The organism is uncultured Formosa sp., from assembly GCF_947500765.1.
Lineage (GTDB): Bacteria > Bacteroidota > Bacteroidia > Flavobacteriales > Flavobacteriaceae > Formosa.
In genome coordinates this window covers 24771-42451 of record NZ_CANMTH010000015.1, presented here as the reverse complement: position 1 = coordinate 42451, position 17681 = coordinate 24771, and the positions used below count along the sequence as shown (strand labels likewise).

Genomic DNA, 17681 nt, shown 5'->3' with positions numbered 1-17681 from the left:
TGTTGTTTTCTTTGGCTCATCTTTTAGCCTTTTTTAGTGAAACTAAATATTTGTATGAGAATTTAGTTTACTTTTTAGCAAATTTTTTATATATATCAGCTTATGTGTCTTTAATTTTTGGGATTTTTAAAAGTATGCGTTTTAGAGATATTGTTCCCCGATTTAATGTTACTATAATTATTTTGTTATTGTTAAATTCTTATGTGTTATACTCTTTAATAAATGGTGATTTTTCAATTAATTCTCCTTCTACAGAAACGGTAATAGGGGTTAGTGAAGTTTCTGAATTTATAGGGGCTGCTACTTTAGAGGAAGAAATTATCCCTTTAGGGGATACAATACCATCTATTGTTTTAGAATTTGTATACAATCTGGTAATTTTAATTCTATTAAATGTATCGTTTATTAACTATTTGTATAGAGAAAACACAAGATCTTTGTTTTTGTTTGTTGGATCGATTTGTGTTGTGTTTTCTGAAGTTATTCAATACGCAGTATTGTATCCTTCAGAGAAAGTTGAGTTAAATATTATCTGTTATCTTTTGTTGGTTTCTGGATTTTCTCTCTTTTATTTCTTTGCTATTCAAAGTCCTGATAAGGAATTTAAAGCAATTGAATTGTAAAAAAGATATTTTCGCCTTTTTTTTATATTGCTTTCAGAATGTGTTTCATCGAATTATTACTTTTTTTTCGATAAAGTGTATGATTAATACGATGTATAGTTGTATGTTTGTGAAACCTACTTATGATTGTTTATTTTGAAGAACTGGATTAAATTTAATTATAGTAAGATCTTTGTATCGGTCTTATTTCTTCTTATAGGCGTTAATGTTTTTGCAACTGTGTTTCGTCATGAATTTCTGTTACAATGCGTTAAACCCCTATTTATACCTGTGTTTGTTGTATTCTACTTCTCTAGATGCGACTACATTAACGGGTATCTTATATCGTTTTTTTGTTTTTCTTTTCTTGGAGATTTTTCATCTGTAATCTTTGATCCAAATTCTATTTTAAAATTCAGTAATTTGTTTTATCTGGCGGCACATTTAAGCTTATTAAGTTTAGTGATAACAAAGTTTAAAGGCGTGAAATTTGGAGCTTTCTTGGGTACGTATTTAATAGTAGTGTTTGTTATAAATACATACTTGTTATATCAGTTATACACCGTTTTAGATGATATTATAACGAGTCCTACAGAAGTCTTGTTTTTTGGTTTGCGTAGTGTAACCTTAATAGTACTTGCTTTTGTGTCTTTCGCTGTCTATTTAAATTCAGATACCAAATCGTCTATTTTATATTTAGTAATGGCTTTATGTTTTATCTTTTCTGAAGTATTGTTCTATATTCGGAATTATTATATTTACGATTGGAGTTTAGTACTTGTAGAGCGCTTGTTGTATAGTGGTGGATTGGTTTTTCTTTTTTATTATATGGTCACTAAAAATAAAGCTAAAAAAAGAGCGTTAAAAATACGCTCTTATAATTTTGTGTTTACAAAACATAGAGAAGAACATCTTAAACAAGAATAGAAGTTCCTTCTGCAGCTCTGTTTTTAGTATTATCAAAATAGAAATCTATTTTTCCAAGATTAATACCGTAACATCCTACTTGATTTACAAGCATGTTTTTTCCTTCAATATTCTTTACTATAGTGGGTTTTGCTAGGAAGGTATGAGTGTGTCCTCCGATAATTAAATCTATATCTTTGGTTGTCGCTGCAAGTTTTAAATCATCAATTTTATCTTCAGAATTATATTTATAACCTAAGTGAGATAGGCAAATAATTAAATCACAGTGTTCTTGCTCTTTTAATATGCGAGTCATTTCTTGAGAGGCTTCAACCGGGTCTAAATATTTTGTTTCTTTATACATTGCCGGATCAACTAAGCCTTTTAATTCTATTCCAACTCCAAATACGCCAATTTTTATTCCATCTTTTACAAAAACTTTATAAGGTTTTGTATGGGTATCCATTACTGTATTAGAGAAATCGTAATTAGAAATTAAAAACGGAAATTCTGCATGAGGTAATTGTGCATATAACCCATCTACGCTATTATCGAAATCATGATTTCCTATAGTTGCAGCATCATATTTAAGTTTACTCATTAGTTTAAATTCCAATTCACCTCCATAAAAATTAAAGTATGGTGTGCCTTGAAAAATATCTCCAGCATCTAAAAGTAAGGTGTTTGGGTTATTTAGACGTATAGAGTCTATTAAAGTAGCACGTTTGGCAACACCTCCAAGGTTAGCATTTTTGCCTTCGTTAGGTCCGAAAGGATCTATATGGCTATGCACATCGTTAGTGTGTAAAATGGTTATTTTTTTTGTTTTTGTAGCAGTAGTAAAAGAGGTTAAACCTAGTCCTCCTAAAGCAACTAAAGATGTTGCAACTGTAGATTGTTGTATAAAGTCTCTACGTTTCATAACACGTTAAATTTATTTTATTTGGATAAATCTGTCGTCTATCACCGGGTTAATAGTATCTACTTTAGAAAAGTGATCGATAAGTGCATTTCTTAATTTATAATTTAAAACGTAAACACTATCGCTAGGTTTAAAAAACGTCATATTATCTCCTCCATTATAAAGATAATCGTTTGTAGCTACGTAATACGTTTTGTTCTCGTTTATAGGTTGTCCTTTAACTAAAGCTTCAATAATATTAAAATTAGAATTAATTACGAGTTTTAATCTAGAAATAGGATGTGCTGTTTTAGCCTTACTTAAATATGTTATAGCTTCATTTACATTTCTTCCTTTTATAGCTGCTACAACGATGCTGTTTTCAAAAGGCATAATTTCGTAAGCAGTATTTAATGTAATATTGCCTTTAGCTATTTGAGCTCTAATTCCTCCTTTATTAAGCAAAACAAAATCTATATCATGTCCAGTTCTGCTTTTAAAGATAGGATTAGATTCTTCATAAATAGCATCTGCCATAAAGTTACCTATGGCTGTATTATACTCCCCATTGCTTTTGTTATAAGTGTCTGGAGCGTAAGCTAAAATGCTGTCTAAGGATTTTATAACGTGATCGTGATATGGTTTTATGAAGTTGGATATATCTTCATCAGGTTTTATTGCTTCTGAAATAGGTATTTCTTTACCCTCAATTTTAGCTAAACTAACAGGAGGAGTTTTGCAACTTGCCAAAAATAAAAGGCACATGCAAACAATTAATTGTTTAAAAATCATAATTAAACTTAAAAAAATTACTGAAGTATGGTTATACTTTTTCTACATTTGCAAAAAGGATAAAGATAAATGATTTTAAAAGGTTTTAGGGAAAAATCTAATAAAAAGTATTTTAATAAAATGTTGGTAAATCGTAAGGTTTCTAACACCTCAAAAACTATTGAAAGTTTGGGGGTTATATTAAATATTGACGAGGTTTCTAACATAGAGGCCATAAAATCTATATCTAAACTTTTAAATATTAGACCTAATAGTTTTAAAATAATAACCTATTCAGAGGCAGATCAAGGCATAGAGGCTAGTGAATTTCCATGTTATTCGCCTAAAGATATAGGCTGGAGTGGTAAAATTAAGAATGTAGAATTAGAGATGTTTTTAAACACAAAGTTTGATGCCTTAATTAGTTATTATTTTACAGATAATTTAGATCTAAAAGTCCTTACCGCAGCTGCTAATGTAGATTTTAAAATAGGGGTTTTACAAGAAGAACAACGGTTAAACGATTTAATAATTAATGTAAATCCAGAGGCCATAGAAGTATTTAAAAAGGAACTTTTAAAGTACTTAAGTATATTAAAAAGAATTTAAAAAGATGAATAGTAAATTAATAGGTACTGGAGTTGCTCTTGTTACACCTTTTAAAGCAGATCTTAGTGTAGATCATGATGCTTTAACCCAAATTGTTAATTTCAATATAGAAAACGGTACCAATTATTTAGTTGTAATGGGAACTACTGGAGAGAGTGTAACCGTTACCAAAACCGAAAAAGAGGCTATAATAAAAACTATTACCGAAGCGAACAAAGGACGTGTGCCTTTAGTCTTAGGTATAGGAGGGAATAATACAGCAGCTGTAATAGAAGAAATAAAATCTACAGATTTAAGTCCTTTTGAAGCCATACTTTCTGTGTCTCCATACTATAGTAAGCCAACTCAAGAGGGGGTTTATCAGCATTTTAAGGCGATATCTAAAGTTTGTCCTATTTCTATTATTTTATATAATGTACCAGGAAGAACTGCTTCTAATATGTTACCAGAAACCACATTGAGACTTGCAAACGATTTTAAAAATATTGTAGCAGTTAAAGAAGCCGGTAATAATATTAGTCAATATTTAAAGTTATTAAAAGATAAACCAGAAGACTTTTTAATTATTTCTGGGGACGATGATTTAGCTTTAGGTGTTGTTTTAGCAGGAGGAGCTGGCGTTATTTCTGTAATTGGTCAGGCTGTTCCTGCTCAGTTTTCTAAAATGATTCAGTTAGGTTTAGAAGGGAAAGCTAAAGAGGCTTATGATATTCATTATAAATTAATGGACGTTGTTGGGTATATTTTTGAAGAAAATAATCCGTCAGGAATTAAAGCTGTTTATGAGGCTTTAGGTTTATGTCGCGCAGATGTTAGATTACCGTTGGTAGAGGCTACGACTGGATTAAAGGAGAAAATTAAAGTGTTTGTAGAAGCGTTTTAATGTGTTTGAATACGCATGTATTTGCCTATTAAGTAACTGCATGTTTTTTAGTAACCGTTTTAAAAGTTAAAATATACTTAAAGCTAATTGTAACCTAATTACATCCTTTAATTTAGCTGAAAAATATTATTTTTAAAATCAATTAGAATAGCTTAATTTTGCATTCTGTTAAAAAACTATGGGGAAATATTTATACATTTTATTCGCGTTTATTGTTTTAAGTTCATGTAGTGAATATCAAAAAACACTTAAAGCGACAGATATTGGGAAAAAATTTAAAATGGGAGAGGAGCTTTACGATCAAGGTGAGTTCGCTAAAGCCAATAAATTGTTCTCTCAGATCGTTCCAAGTTACCGAGGAAAACCGCAAGCAGAGAAGTTAATGTACATGTATGCGCAATCGTACTACGGACTGAAAGACTATTTTGTTTCAGGGTACCAATTTGAGCGTTTTGCAGATTCATACCCGAAAAGTGAGAAATTAGAAGAAGCTTCGTTTTTAGCAGCTAAGAGTTACTATAAATTGTCTCCTGTGTATAGTAAAGATCAGTCAGACACAAAAGAAGCAATGGAGAAATTACAATTGTTTATAAATAGATTTCCTAAATCAGAATACGTAAGTGAAGCTAGTGGTTACATTAGAGAATTAGATGAAAAATTAGAACGTAAAGCATTCGAAATTGCAAAACAATATAATACAATTCAAGATTATCAAGCTTCTATTAAATCGTTCGATAATTTTCTATTCGAATTTCCTGGATCTTCTTTAAGAGAAGAGGCTATGTATTATAGATTTGATGCATCTTATAAATTAGCAATATATAGTATTGAACGTAAAAAAGAAGAACGATTGCAATCTGCAGATAGTTATTATAAAGATTTAATGAAAGGGTTCTCTGAAACTCAGTTTTCAGAATCTGCAGTTAAAATGCATGAAGAAATAGTAGAAGGATTAAAAAAATACAGCACTAAAAGTTAATATAATGGATTTAAAAAAAATCAATGCCCCTGTAAATACGATTACGTATAACAAAAATAAAGTTGACGAACCAACAGGAAATATTTATGAAGCAATTTCTATTATTTCTAGACGTGCAGATCAAATTAACACTGAGATTAAAAAGGAACTAATTGAAAAATTAGAGGAATTTGCAACTTATAATGATAGTTTAGAAGAGATTTTTGAAAACAAAGAACAAATTGAAGTTTCAAAATTCTACGAAAAATTACCTAAGCCACACGCTTTAGCAGTACAAGAGTGGTTAGATAACAAAGTATATTACAGAAACACTGACGAAGACGTTCAGTAAATAACATAAGCTATGTCAATATTAAGCGGCAAGAACATACTGTTAGGCATTAGTGCAGGTATAGCTGCTTACAAGACAGCTTCATTAGTAAGATTATTTGTAAAAGCAGGTGCAGACGTAAAAGTTGTCATGTCACCTGCTTCTATAGGTTTTGTTACCCCTTTAACTTTATCTACACTTTCAAAACATCCTGTTGTATCTTCGTTTTATAATGAAGAAGATGAGAGTGCTGTTTGGAATAGTCATGTAGAATTAGGCCTTTGGGCCGATCTTTTAATAATTGCTCCTGCAACAGCAAATACCATGTCTAAAATGGCAAATGGTACCTGTGATAATTTATTACTAGCAACTTATTTGTCGGCTAAATGCCCCGTATATTTTGCTCCTGCAATGGATTTGGATATGTTTAAACATCCATCTACTTCAGAATCTTTTAAAACATTACAAGACTTTGGTAATATTATGATTCCTGCAACATCTGGCGAATTAGCTAGTGGTTTAGTAGGAGAAGGTCGTATGGCTGAACCAGAAGATATTGTAACATTTATAGAACATCATATTTTAGGTAATTTGCCTTTGTATGGTAAAAAAGTAATGATTACTGCCGGACCAACTTATGAAGCTATAGACCCTGTGCGTTTTATAGGAAATCATTCTAGTGGTAAAATGGGATTTGAGTTGGCTAAAACAGCAGCTAACCTTGGTGCTGAGGTAACTTTAATTTCTGGACCAACAAATCAAACACTTCATCATAGTTTCGTTAAAATTATACCTGTTGTTAGTGCTCAAGACATGTACAATCAGGCTCATTTATATTTTAAAGATTCAGATATTGTTATATGTGCTGCAGCAGTAGCCGATTATAAACCAAAAGAAGTTGCAACTCAGAAAATAAAAAAGGACGATAGTACGTTAACATTAGAGTTAGAGAAAACTAAAGATGTTTTAGCATCTTTAGGAGCTATTAAAACAAATCAGTTTTTAGTTGGCTTTGCATTAGAAACGAATAATGAGTTAGAACATGCCAAAGGAAAATTAAAGCGTAAAAATTTAAATTTAATTGTTTTAAATTCTCTTAACGATAAAGGTGCCGGTTTTAAAGAAGATACTAATAAAATTACACTTATCGACACCGAAGAACATATTATAGAATTTAATTTAAAATCTAAAGCAGTCGTTGCTCAAGATATATTCAATGAAATATTAAATCAACTACATGCGTAATATCTTTTTTGCTCTATTTTTTTGTATTTCAATGGGGTATTCTGCTCAAGAATTAAACTGTAAAGTTGTTGTTAATGCAGAACAAACAGGAAGTGAAAATATTCAAGTATTCAAAACTTTAGAGACACAACTTACCGAGTTTGTAAATAATAAGAGGTGGACAACTAGAGGCTTTAAGTTAAATGAACGTATTAATTGTAGTATGTTTATTATTATTAATGAATACGATAATGATAGCTTTAGTGCAAGCATTCAAGTGCAGTCTTCTAGACCTGTTTATGGCTCATCTTATTCCACTCCAATTTATAATTTTAACGATAAGTATTTCACGTTTAAATATGCAGAATTCGAGAATTTAAATTTTAGTGAAACACAATACGAGTCTAATTTAATTTCAGTTATAGCATTTCACGTTTATATGATACTTGGTTTAGATGCAGATTCTTTTGAGTTGAATGGTGGAGACGAATATTTAAATCAAGCACAAACCATTGTTAATTATTCGCAACAAGAAGGTTATAAAGGTTGGAAATTATCAGACGGTTCTCAATCTAGATATGTTTTAATAGACAATATGTTATCGCCTACATATAAAGAATATCGTGAAGTTATGTATGCTTATCACAGAGAAGGTTTAGATAAAATGAGTACAAACGTAAAGGCAGCTAAAGAGGCTTTGGCCTCTTCTGTAACTTCGTTTCAGACCATGAATAATAGGAGACCAAATTCTTTTCTCTTACGTGTTTTTTTCGATGCTAAAAGTGATGAAATAGAAAGTGTATTTTCTGACGGACCAAGTGTTAATGTTTCCAATCTTTTAGACGTATTAAGTAATATTGCTCCTACATATTCTAGTAAATGGAGAAATATTAAGTTTTAATTGATTACAACTTAAATCTAAATTATCTTTGATTTACAAATCTAAAGCACTTAATTACATTGCTAACATCTCTATCTATAAAAAACTATGCCTTAATCGACGATTTACAGGCAGATTTTAACACTGGTTTTACCATAATTACCGGAGAAACCGGAGCAGGTAAATCTATTTTATTAGGTGCATTATCTTTAATTTTAGGTAAGCGCGCCGATTTATCTTCTTTAAAAGACGATTCTCAAAAATGTATTATTGAAGCTGTTTTCGATGTTTCAAACTATAATTTGAAATCAATTTACGAACAAGAAGATTTCGATTACGAAACACAAACTATAATTAGACGTGAGATTTTACCTTCCGGTAAATCGCGTGCCTTTGTAAATGATTCCCCTGTAACCGTAAGTAGTTTACAGGTATTGGGAGAACGTTTAATAGACATTCATTCCCAACATCAAACCATGCAACTTACAGACGATGCGTTTCAGTTTCAAGTTATAGATGCATTGGCTAATATTGACGACCCTTTAGTTGAATATAAAGCCTACTTAAAAACATATAAGTCCCTTCAGAAAGAATTAAAAAAATTAAAAGCTTTTCAAGCCGAAGCAAATAAAGAACACGAGTACAATTCTTTTTTATTACAAGAATTAATCGATGCTAAATTAGTTGAGGGTGAGTTTGAATCTTTAGAAGAAGAATATGAAACTCTTGATAATATTGAAGCGATTAAAGAAAAAATTGCAGCTTCTCATCAATTATTAAATGATGAGCAAATAGGAGGTCTAGCTATACTTACCGAAATAAAATCTAATTTTAATAAGATAGCTTCATTCTCTCAGAAATACAAAGATTTATACGACAGAATTGATAGTAATTTAATTGAATTATACGATATTTTTACTGAAATAGAAGCTTCTGAAGATGCTCTTGAAGCCGATCCTGGCCGATTGGAGGTTGTAAACTTAAGATTACAATTACTTCATAATTTAAAGAATAAACATTTGGTCTCAACGATATCAGAACTAATAGACATTCAGAATACTTTAGACGAAAAAGTAGGGGTAACCGAAAATTTAGATAAAAATATTAAGAAGTTAAATACTGAAATTAATAAACAAGAAAAAGCTTTAAATGCATTAGCAAAAACTATTCATGCAAAACGCATAGAAGTGATACCTTCATTAAAATCACAATTAGAAACATTATTAGCAGATTTAGGTATGCCAAATGCACAGTTTGAAATTACATTAAAAGTAGCTTCAGAATTTCATACGAATGGTAAAGACGATTTACAATTTCTGTTTTCAGCAAATAAAGGCGGTACATTTAAAGCCTTAAATAAAGCAGCTTCTGGAGGAGAATTATCTAGAATTATGTTGGCTATAAAGTCTGTACTTTCAAAATATATGCATTTACCAACTATAATGTTCGATGAGATTGATACAGGTGTATCTGGAGAGATTTCGAATAAAATGGGGGGAATCATGAAACATATGAGTGAAAGCATGCAAGTGTTTGCTATTACGCATTTACCTCAAGTAGCAGCAAAAGGAGATAAACATTTAAAAGTTTACAAAGAAGATGTAAATCAAGTTACTACAACTAATTTAGTGGTTATAAAAGGAGAAGATCGTGTTATAGAAATTGCGCAAATGCTTGGAGGATTAGAATTATCTAGTTCGGCAATTGCACATGCGAAACAACTATTACATTAATAACACTCTTTTATAATTAAGTATTTAATTCCACTCTTAATCATTTTCAATTCATTTCTCACGGTATAAAGTGCAGTTTAAGATTATGATTTTTTATAGGAATTATAACCGAAAATAATATGTATTCTAGATTATATATTTCCTTTAAAAACAAGTATAAAAGTGCTGAGATTATAAATAACAATGAATTATTAATAGAATAAAAAGTTTTCATAACTTTGGCGATTCTAGGAATTTGCCCTAGGCATAGTTAACATAAGAATTAAAAAGATGTCATACAATTTACTAAAAGGAAAAAAAGGAATCATTTTTGGAGCATTAGATGAAAACTCTATAGCTTGGAAAACAGCAGAGCGCGTTCATGAAGAAGGCGGAACGTTTGTTTTAACCAATGCACCAGTTGCAATGCGTATGGGACAAATTAATGAACTTGCAGAAAAAACGGGTTCTCAAATTATTCCTGCTGATGCAACTTCTGTTGAAGATTTACAAAATTTAGTTGAAAAATCTATGGAGATTTTAGGCGGAAAAATTGATTTTGTATTACATTCTATCGGGATGTCTATAAATGTTAGAAAAGGAAATCACTATACGGATCAAAATTACGAATTCACTAAAAAAGGAACAGACGTTTCTGCAATGTCTTTTCATAAAGTAATGCAAACGCTTTACAAAGCAGATGCTATGAATGAGTGGGGAAGTATTGTAGGTTTATCTTATATGGCAGCACAACGTGTGTTTCCAGATTATAACGATATGGCAGACAATAAAGCGTATTTAGAAAGTGTTGCTCGTAGTTTTGGATATTTCTTCGGAAAAGATAAAAAAGTAAGAGTGAATACTATTTCTCAATCTCCAACACCAACAACAGCAGGTAGTGGTGTAAAAGGATTTGATGGTTTTATTGCTTATGCAGATAAAATGTCACCTCTTGGTAATGCAACAGCAGCAGATTGTGCAAATTATACAGTTGCTATGTTTAGTGATTTAACTAAACGCGTTACGTTACAAAATTTATATAACGATGGTGGATTTAGTAATATGGGTGTAAGTAACGAAGTTATGGAAGCCTTTGTTGAATCTGAGAAAAAATAATTTTAGACCTTTATAAGTCTTTTAAAAGCTGCCTTAAATGGCGGCTTTTTTTATGCAATTAATTACATTTGTATATGCATTTACAGTATTCATTTATTATTCCTGTTTATAATCGTCCCGAGGAGATTGAGGAACTTCTAGTTAGTTTTGTAAATTTAAAAACGACTTTAAATTTTGAAATTGTAATTGTAGAAGATGGGTCTTCTAAAACTTCAGAAACTGTTGTAAATACATTTAAAGACCGGTTAAATATTGCTTATTTCTTTAAGATAAATTCAGGGCCTGGAGATTCTAGAAATTTTGGTATGCAAAACGCGAAAGGAAATTATTTTATTATTCTCGATTCTGATTGTGTATTGCCTTCAAATTATTTAAATGAAGTAGATGCTAGTTTAACTTCTGAATTTGTAGATTGTTTTGGCGGTCCAGATGCAGCAGAACAATCGTTTACTAATCTTCAAAAAGCAATTAACTTTTCTATGACGTCTTTTGTTACCACAGGAGGTATTCGTGGACATAAGAATCAGATAGGTAAATTTCAACCCAGAAGTTTTAATATGGGCTTATCTAAAAAAGCTTTTGAAGCCTCTAAAGGATTTGGAACAATTCATCCAGGTGAAGATCCTGATTTATCGATTAGATTATGGGGATTAGGTTTCAAAACAAAATTAATTTCAAAAGCATTTGTTTATCATAAACGTCGTATTTCGTGGTCTAAATTTTATACTCAAGTGAATAAATTTGGAATGGTTCGTCCTATTTTAAATTTATGGCATCCACAAACTGCTAAAATTACGTATTGGTTTCCTACACTTTTTATACTAGGTTTATTATTTTCTATTATAGTTTATATATTTCAGTTTAAATGGTTTTTAATGGGTTACGTTTTGTACTTTATAGTGGCATTTTTATTGTCGTTAATTCAGTCTAAAAATGTAATAGTTGCAGTATTATCTATACCTGCAATTTTTATCCAATTTATAGGGTATGGATATGGCTTTTTAAAATCTTTTATAAAAATTCATGTCTTTAAAAAAGATGCAGAGCGGGTGTTTCCTAAATTATTTTTTAAATTATCTAAATGAAAGATATTAAATCAAGATTTTTAAAATTTGTAAAGAGTAAGAAAATAAATATTTTCACACTGTTTCTTTTACTGTCTTTTACCATTTTAGTATTAAATAAACTGTCTAGAACATTTACTAATACCATTACATTTTCTGTAAAAACTATTAATCTTCCAGAAACATATGTTGTTTTAAACGATAGCAATCAGAAATTAAATATTACGTTTAAAACTTATGGGTTTAAGTTTTTAAGATATTACATCTCAAAGCCAGATTTAATTTTAGATTATAATGATAAACTTCATTTAACAGATTCTTCTTTTGCTTGGAGTTCGCATAGATCATACTCTAAAATTAATGAACAGTTTGATAAAGATATTGATATTGTAAGTGTACTTCCTGATACATTAGTGTTTAAGTATGACGAAAATGCGACTAAAGATGTTCCGGTAGTATTACAGAAAAATATAAAATTTAGTCCTGGTTTTGATGTGTTAAATGGGGTTTCGATGACACCAGATACTGTTCATATTGTTGGTCCTGAAAAAATAGTTAATAATATAAAATCTATTAAAACCTTACCATTAGAACTTGAAGATGTACATTTAGATATAGATCAAAAAATAGGTTTAGAATTACCTAAAGCAAATAAATTAATTACATTCTCACATAATAAAGTACACTTAAGTGCCAAAGTTGAGAAATTTACAGAAGGTACTTTTAATATTCCGGTAACTATAAAAAATGTGCCTCCTAATCTGTCTTTAAAGTTTTATCCGAAATCTGTTTCTGTGTCTTTTTACACAAATTTAAGTGGATTTAACCAAGTGCAAGCCAAAGATTTTAAAGTAGAATGTGACTATGAAAAGCACGTCGATAATCAATCGTATTTAGTTCCCGAACTTGTAGCACAACCGGAAGCAGTTAAGAGTGCTAAAATTATTCATCAAAAAGTAGAATTTATAATTTCAGAATGATAGTAGTTGGTTTAACAGGAGGTATAGGAAGCGGTAAATCTACCGTAGCAAAAGCATTTCACGATGCATTCAATATTCCTACTTATATTTCAGACGACGAAGCGAAGTTGTTAATGGTAACGTCTGTTGAAATAAAATCGGAATTAATTAAATTGTTTGGAGCAGAAGCATATAAAAATAATGCTTTAAATAAACCTTTTATTTCTAATGCTATTTTTAATGATAAGGCATTATTAAAAGAAATGAATGGTATAGTACATCCCAGAGTTGCAACACATTTTAAAGCTTGGCTAAATAATCAAGATGCACCTTATGTTTTAAAGGAAGCTGCTATTTTATTTGAAAGTCATGCAGATGTATTATGTAATCAAATAATAACCGTAACTTTAGATAAAGCTACAAAAATAGAACGCCTTCTCAAACGAGATGAGACGACGATTGAAAAAATAGAATCGATCATGAAGCAACAATGGACAGATGATATGCGTATTGCAAAATCTGACTATGTTATTGTAAATGATACTATGGAGCATATGAAACAGCAAGTAAATGATATTCATAGTACAATACTTAATAAAATCAAATAAAATAGCAATTTTAACAATATTGTTAATGTAAGGTTAAATGTTAAAAATGCTAAATGTTAAAATGTTAATTTTGAACGATGAGCAAAAAGTTATTCATTTTGCTAGTACTTTTAATGAGCTTATCTCTGGTAGGAATCATATTTGTACAAGCAAAATATATTAGTGATTCTGTAAAGAATGAAGAGAGGCAATTTACTTTTAATGTAAAGAAAGCATTGAGTTTTGTTTCCAAAGATATAGAGAAACGCGAACTAGATAAGTACTTTAAAAAGTTTCAGCGTTTAGTTGATCAAAAAAAGGAAGCAGATACTATTGCGATCACGCAACTTTTATTAAATCAACAAAACGAAAGTACAAACGAAACTTTAATTTATAGAAGTGGTATTTTAGAGCAGAACTACAAGTTATCATCATCGATCTTTGACATTGGTTTAGATAGTATTAATATTAAACGTATTATAGGTCAGTCTGAAACTAAAGTGTACAGTAACAAAAGTGTTTTAGAAAATAATGTTAATGTAAATCCAGTTTTAAGTAGCATTAATATTGCACGATTTAGTGAAGCTGAAAAACAGAGTTTTGAAGAAGCATTTAAAGTACTTACAAGTAGAACTCCAATTTATAAACGTGTTAAAAGTGAAGAAATAAAACGATTATTATCGAAAAAACTTCATGAAGATAATATCGATATAGATTACGAATTTGCTATTTATAGTAACGATTTGGCTACTAAAGTACAAAGCGATGGTTTTGAATTGAAAGAAGATAAAACGTTTAGTGTACCTATTTTTCAAAACGATAATAGTCAAAATAATTTTAGATTATTGGTGAATTTTCCAGAACGTAACAAGTTTATCATGTCGTCAATTATAGGTATGATGGTGTTGTCTTTCATATTTACATCAATTATTATTATTGCATATACTAGTGCTTTATTTCAATTATTAAAGCAACGTAAGATTTCTGAAATTAAAAATGATTTCATTAATAATATGACGCATGAGTTTAAAACACCTATCGCTACTATTAATTTAGCTTTAGATGCAATAAAGAATCCTAAGATTATTGATGATAAAGAGAAAGTAATGCGTTACCTTAAGATGATTAAGGAAGAGAATAAGCGTATGCATGCACATGTAGAAAATGTGTTGAGAATATCTAAACTTGAAAAAAATGAACTAAACATTAGTAAGGATAGAGTAAACTTGCACGACTTAATAGAAGATGCTATTACTCACGTTGAATTAATAGTAGAAGATAGACAAGGTTTTATAAAGTTACATTTAGATGCCGATAAGTCTTCGGTATTAGCAAACGAAACCCATTTTACAAATGTTATAGTTAATATGCTAGATAATGCAATAAAGTATTCTCCCGATGCACCAAAAATAGATGTGTATACAGAGCATATAGGGAATAGTATTTTATTAAAAATAAAAGACCAAGGAAGCGGAATGAGTAAAGCCGCTCAAAAACGAGTTTTTGAAAAGTTTTATAGAGAACACACAGGAAACATACATAATGTAAAAGGACATGGTCTTGGCCTTGCATATGTTAAACGAATAGTAGATGATCATCAAGGTCATATTTCGGTGGAAAGTGAGAAAGGAAAAGGAAGCACATTTATTGTTAAACTTCCATTAATATCATAAAGTTATGAGCGAGCAACATAAGAAAATTTTATTAGTAGAGGATGATCCAAATTTTGGTACCGTTCTTAAAGATTATTTAACCATGAACGATTACGAGGTTACCCATGCTAAAAATGGTATGGAAGGCTTCGAAAAGTTTAAAAAGGACGATTTTGATTTGTGTATTCTTGATGTCATGATGCCATATAAAGATGGTTTTACTTTAGCTAAAGAAATTAGAGAGAAGAACACAGAAGTGCCTATCATCTTTTTAACTGCAAAAGCAATGAAGGAAGATGTGTTAAGAGGATATAAAGTAGGAGCAGACGACTATTTAAACAAGCCTTTTGATAGTGAAGTATTGTTAATGAAAATTCATGCAATCATTCAACGTAAGGCTTCAGAAACTGTTACAGATAGTAAACAATTCGAATTTAAGATTGGTAATTTTGATTTAAACTCTAAATTAAGATTCTTAAAATTGAATGACGAAGACCCTATTAAATTATCGCCTAAAGAAAACGAATTATTACGTTTGTTAGCTTTACATGAAAATGATTTAATGCCTAGGGAATTAGCTTTAACTAAAATATGGAGAGACGATAATTATTTCACATCTCGTAGTATGGATGTGTATATTGCTAAATTACGTAAGTATTTAAAAGGTGACCCTAATGTTGAAATTTTAAATATTCACGGTGAAGGTTTTCGTTTAGTCGTTAATATACAAAAGGCTTAATGTTACCATAAAGACATAAAAAAACCAGCTTTAAGCTGGTTTTTTTATGTCTTATATTTTTCTATTTACTTGTTTTAAACAAGTAAATAGATTCTTTATCTGTAAATTAAAAAATTAACCCTAATATTTGGGCACATATAATAAGTAGTACCATAGCAATAGGATAAACTGTTGCATAAGCTACAGAAGGCGCATCTGTTTTTGTCATTGTATCTACAGCAGCTAATCCAGGTGTGCTTGTCATAGAACCTGTTAATGTCCCTAATAAGGTTAGTATATTTATTTTGAAAAATAGACGTGCTGCTATTGTTGCTAAAACCATAGGAATAAATGTAATTAAGCCTCCTATTAGAAATAATTTAATTCCATATTGTGAATAGGTTTCAACTAAAGTTGCTCCTGCATTTGTTCCAACAACTGCTAAGAATAACATGAGTCCAAATTGTCTTAATAATTGGTTAGAGTTACCACTCATAACCCAAAGTACGTTTCCTGTTTTACCTAAACGTCCTAAAATCATGGCTACAATAAGTACCCCTCCTGTAAGACCTAGGTTAAAACTAAATGAATCTCCGAAAGAAATAGATACGCCTCCTACAAAAATACCAATAACAATACCTAAAGCTAATGGGAAAAAGTCTGTGTCTGAAAGTTTGCTTTTATTGTCCCCTATAAGTCTTGAAATTTGTGAAGTACAACTTTTTTGGCTAGAAATCATTAATTTATCCCCAATTTGAAGTCTTAATGTTGTGTTAGGAGATAAGTCAATACCACTTCTTCTTATTCTAGTAATTGTGGCATTAAAGTTATCTTTTATATTTAATTCTCCTAATGTTTTATTTACAAGTGAGGTTTTAGTCATTAAATAAGATTGTACTACAAAATCTTCACCTAAAGAGATTTGGATATCTGTTTTAGGACCAATTAATAACTCTACACGTCTTAAGGCTTCTTCTGTCCCCACAACTCTTATGTAATCTCCTTTATGTAAAATAGTAGATTTGGTAGGAACAAAAGCTTTGTTGTTGTGTTGTACTCTAGAGATAACTCCTTTAGTCATTGATCTTACTTTCAGTTCTGCTATGGTTTTATCTATGGCACCTTCATTTTCTACTTTAAAATTACATCTAGTAATCACATCAAAATGTCCGTTTACTTTTTCTTCATAATCGGCTTCTTCTTTAGATAGATTTATTCTGAAAAGTTTAGGGTATAATTTTACAAATAATATAACTCCAATAACTCCAAAAGGATATGCTATACCATAGCCAATAGAAGCTAAAGGTGAATGTGTAACATCTATAGCGGTTGCTAAACCAGGAGTACTTGTTAAAGCACCAGCCATTAAGCCTATAGCAATAGATTTATCAATACCTAAAAACTGAATAGATAAGAATGTAATAAATGCTGCAGTAAAAATAACAATGGCAGCAAGGACAACAAGATTTTTACCTTGCTCTTTAAAAGATTCAAAAAATCCAGGTCCTGCCTGTAAACCTATGGTGTAGATAAATAAGATTAATCCTATTTTTTGTAGAATATTTGGTAGTTCAACTCCAAAATGACCAAAAAGTAAAGCAACAAAAATAATTGCAGATACATCTAGAGAGATCCCTTTAATTTTAATATTACCGATAATAAAACCGATACAAATTATTACGAAAAGGGCTAAGTAAGTAGCGTTTAAAAATTCCATTTAATAGATTTTAATAAGTTGCAAATGTAATTTATATAAAAAATACAGTTAATGACTTTTATCATTATATAAAACAAGAAAAAAACTGTAG

The 17681-nt window shown here is 30.2% G+C and carries 18 protein-coding genes; 15 read left to right on the top strand and 3 right to left on the bottom strand.

Features of this window, described 5'->3' with window-relative positions; all coding sequences use genetic code 11:
* Nucleotides 1–11: 11 nt before the first annotated feature.
* Both Q1B05_RS17540 and Q1B05_RS17535 read left to right on the top strand, forming a co-directional pair.
* Entirely contained in the window at nucleotides 12–623 is a 612-nt protein-coding gene (locus Q1B05_RS17540; RefSeq protein ID WP_299782563.1) for a hypothetical protein, read from the top strand.
* A 441-nt stretch (nucleotides 624–1064) separates the two neighbouring features.
* Entirely contained in the window at nucleotides 1065–1529 is a 465-nt protein-coding gene (locus Q1B05_RS17535) for a hypothetical protein (protein WP_299782561.1), read from the top strand.
* On the opposite strand, the gene Q1B05_RS17530 is transcribed toward Q1B05_RS17535, so the two are convergent.
* Nucleotides 1516–2430 carry a bifunctional UDP-sugar hydrolase/5'-nucleotidase gene (locus Q1B05_RS17530; RefSeq protein WP_299782559.1) on the bottom strand — a complete coding sequence of 305 codons (915 nt, stop codon included), beginning with the start codon at nucleotides 2428–2430 and terminating at the stop codon, nucleotides 1516–1518. The genes Q1B05_RS17535 and Q1B05_RS17530 overlap by 14 nt on opposite strands.
* A gap of 12 nt (nucleotides 2431–2442) precedes the next feature.
* Nucleotides 2443–3174, bottom strand: coding sequence for a 5'-nucleotidase (locus Q1B05_RS17525; protein WP_299782557.1), 732 nt, complete (start codon nucleotides 3172–3174; stop codon nucleotides 2443–2445).
* A 96-nt stretch (nucleotides 3175–3270) separates the two neighbouring features.
* Here Q1B05_RS17525 and Q1B05_RS17520 point away from each other — a divergent pair, with 96 nt between their 5' ends.
* From Q1B05_RS17520 to Q1B05_RS17460, 13 genes are all read left to right on the top strand, one after another.
* Complete coding sequence (locus tag Q1B05_RS17520) at nucleotides 3271–3789, top strand: hypothetical protein (RefSeq protein WP_299782555.1); 519 nt, start codon at nucleotides 3271–3273, stop codon at nucleotides 3787–3789.
* Nucleotides 3790–3793: 4 nt separating this feature from the next.
* On the top strand, nucleotides 3794–4672 hold the full coding sequence (dapA, locus tag Q1B05_RS17515) for a 4-hydroxy-tetrahydrodipicolinate synthase (protein ID WP_299782553.1): 879 nt from the start codon (nucleotides 3794–3796) through the stop codon (nucleotides 4670–4672).
* A 178-nt stretch (nucleotides 4673–4850) separates the two neighbouring features.
* A complete protein-coding gene (bamD, locus tag Q1B05_RS17510) occupies nucleotides 4851–5651 on the top strand; it encodes an outer membrane protein assembly factor BamD (RefSeq protein ID WP_299782551.1) in 801 nt (266 codons plus the stop codon).
* A 4-nt stretch (nucleotides 5652–5655) separates the two neighbouring features.
* The gene (locus Q1B05_RS17505; RefSeq protein ID WP_299782549.1) at nucleotides 5656–5982 is read left to right on the top strand and encodes a DNA-directed RNA polymerase subunit omega; all 327 of its coding nucleotides are present in this window, start codon (nucleotides 5656–5658) and stop codon (nucleotides 5980–5982) included.
* Nucleotides 5983–5994: 12 nt separating this feature from the next.
* The gene (coaBC, locus tag Q1B05_RS17500; RefSeq protein ID WP_299782547.1) at nucleotides 5995–7206 is read left to right on the top strand and encodes a bifunctional phosphopantothenoylcysteine decarboxylase/phosphopantothenate--cysteine ligase CoaBC; all 1212 of its coding nucleotides are present in this window, start codon (nucleotides 5995–5997) and stop codon (nucleotides 7204–7206) included.
* The gene (locus tag Q1B05_RS17495) at nucleotides 7199–8086 is read left to right on the top strand and encodes a DUF4835 family protein (RefSeq protein ID WP_299782545.1); all 888 of its coding nucleotides are present in this window, start codon (nucleotides 7199–7201) and stop codon (nucleotides 8084–8086) included. The genes coaBC and Q1B05_RS17495 overlap by 8 nt, the downstream gene beginning before the upstream one ends.
* 59 nt (nucleotides 8087–8145) lie before the next feature.
* Nucleotides 8146–9798, top strand: a complete 1653-nt coding sequence (recN, locus tag Q1B05_RS17490; RefSeq protein ID WP_299782543.1) for a DNA repair protein RecN — start codon at nucleotides 8146–8148, stop codon at nucleotides 9796–9798.
* Between the two features lie 270 nt (nucleotides 9799–10068).
* Complete coding sequence (locus tag Q1B05_RS17485; protein ID WP_299782541.1) at nucleotides 10069–10893, top strand: SDR family oxidoreductase; 825 nt, start codon at nucleotides 10069–10071, stop codon at nucleotides 10891–10893.
* A gap of 74 nt (nucleotides 10894–10967) precedes the next feature.
* Entirely contained in the window at nucleotides 10968–11978 is a 1011-nt protein-coding gene (locus Q1B05_RS17480; RefSeq protein WP_299782539.1) for a glycosyltransferase, read from the top strand.
* Nucleotides 11975–12937, top strand: coding sequence for a YbbR-like domain-containing protein (locus Q1B05_RS17475; protein WP_299782537.1), 963 nt, complete (start codon nucleotides 11975–11977; stop codon nucleotides 12935–12937). The genes Q1B05_RS17480 and Q1B05_RS17475 overlap by 4 nt, the downstream gene beginning before the upstream one ends.
* Nucleotides 12934–13524: a dephospho-CoA kinase gene (gene coaE, locus Q1B05_RS17470; protein WP_299782535.1), complete on the top strand. Its 591-nt coding sequence runs from the start codon at nucleotides 12934–12936 to the stop codon at nucleotides 13522–13524. Before Q1B05_RS17475 ends, coaE begins: the two co-directional genes overlap by 4 nt.
* Nucleotides 13525–13601: 77 nt before the next feature.
* Nucleotides 13602–15176: a HAMP domain-containing sensor histidine kinase gene (locus Q1B05_RS17465; RefSeq protein WP_299782533.1), complete on the top strand. Its 1575-nt coding sequence runs from the start codon at nucleotides 13602–13604 to the stop codon at nucleotides 15174–15176.
* A 4-nt stretch (nucleotides 15177–15180) separates the two neighbouring features.
* Nucleotides 15181–15894 carry a response regulator transcription factor gene (locus tag Q1B05_RS17460; RefSeq protein ID WP_299782531.1) on the top strand — a complete coding sequence of 238 codons (714 nt, stop codon included), beginning with the start codon at nucleotides 15181–15183 and terminating at the stop codon, nucleotides 15892–15894.
* A 106-nt stretch (nucleotides 15895–16000) separates the two neighbouring features.
* On the opposite strand, the gene Q1B05_RS17455 is transcribed toward Q1B05_RS17460, so the two are convergent.
* On the bottom strand, nucleotides 16001–17590 hold the full coding sequence (locus Q1B05_RS17455; RefSeq protein WP_299782529.1) for a TrkA C-terminal domain-containing protein: 1590 nt from the start codon (nucleotides 17588–17590) through the stop codon (nucleotides 16001–16003).
* Between the last annotated feature and the right edge of the window lie 91 nt (nucleotides 17591–17681).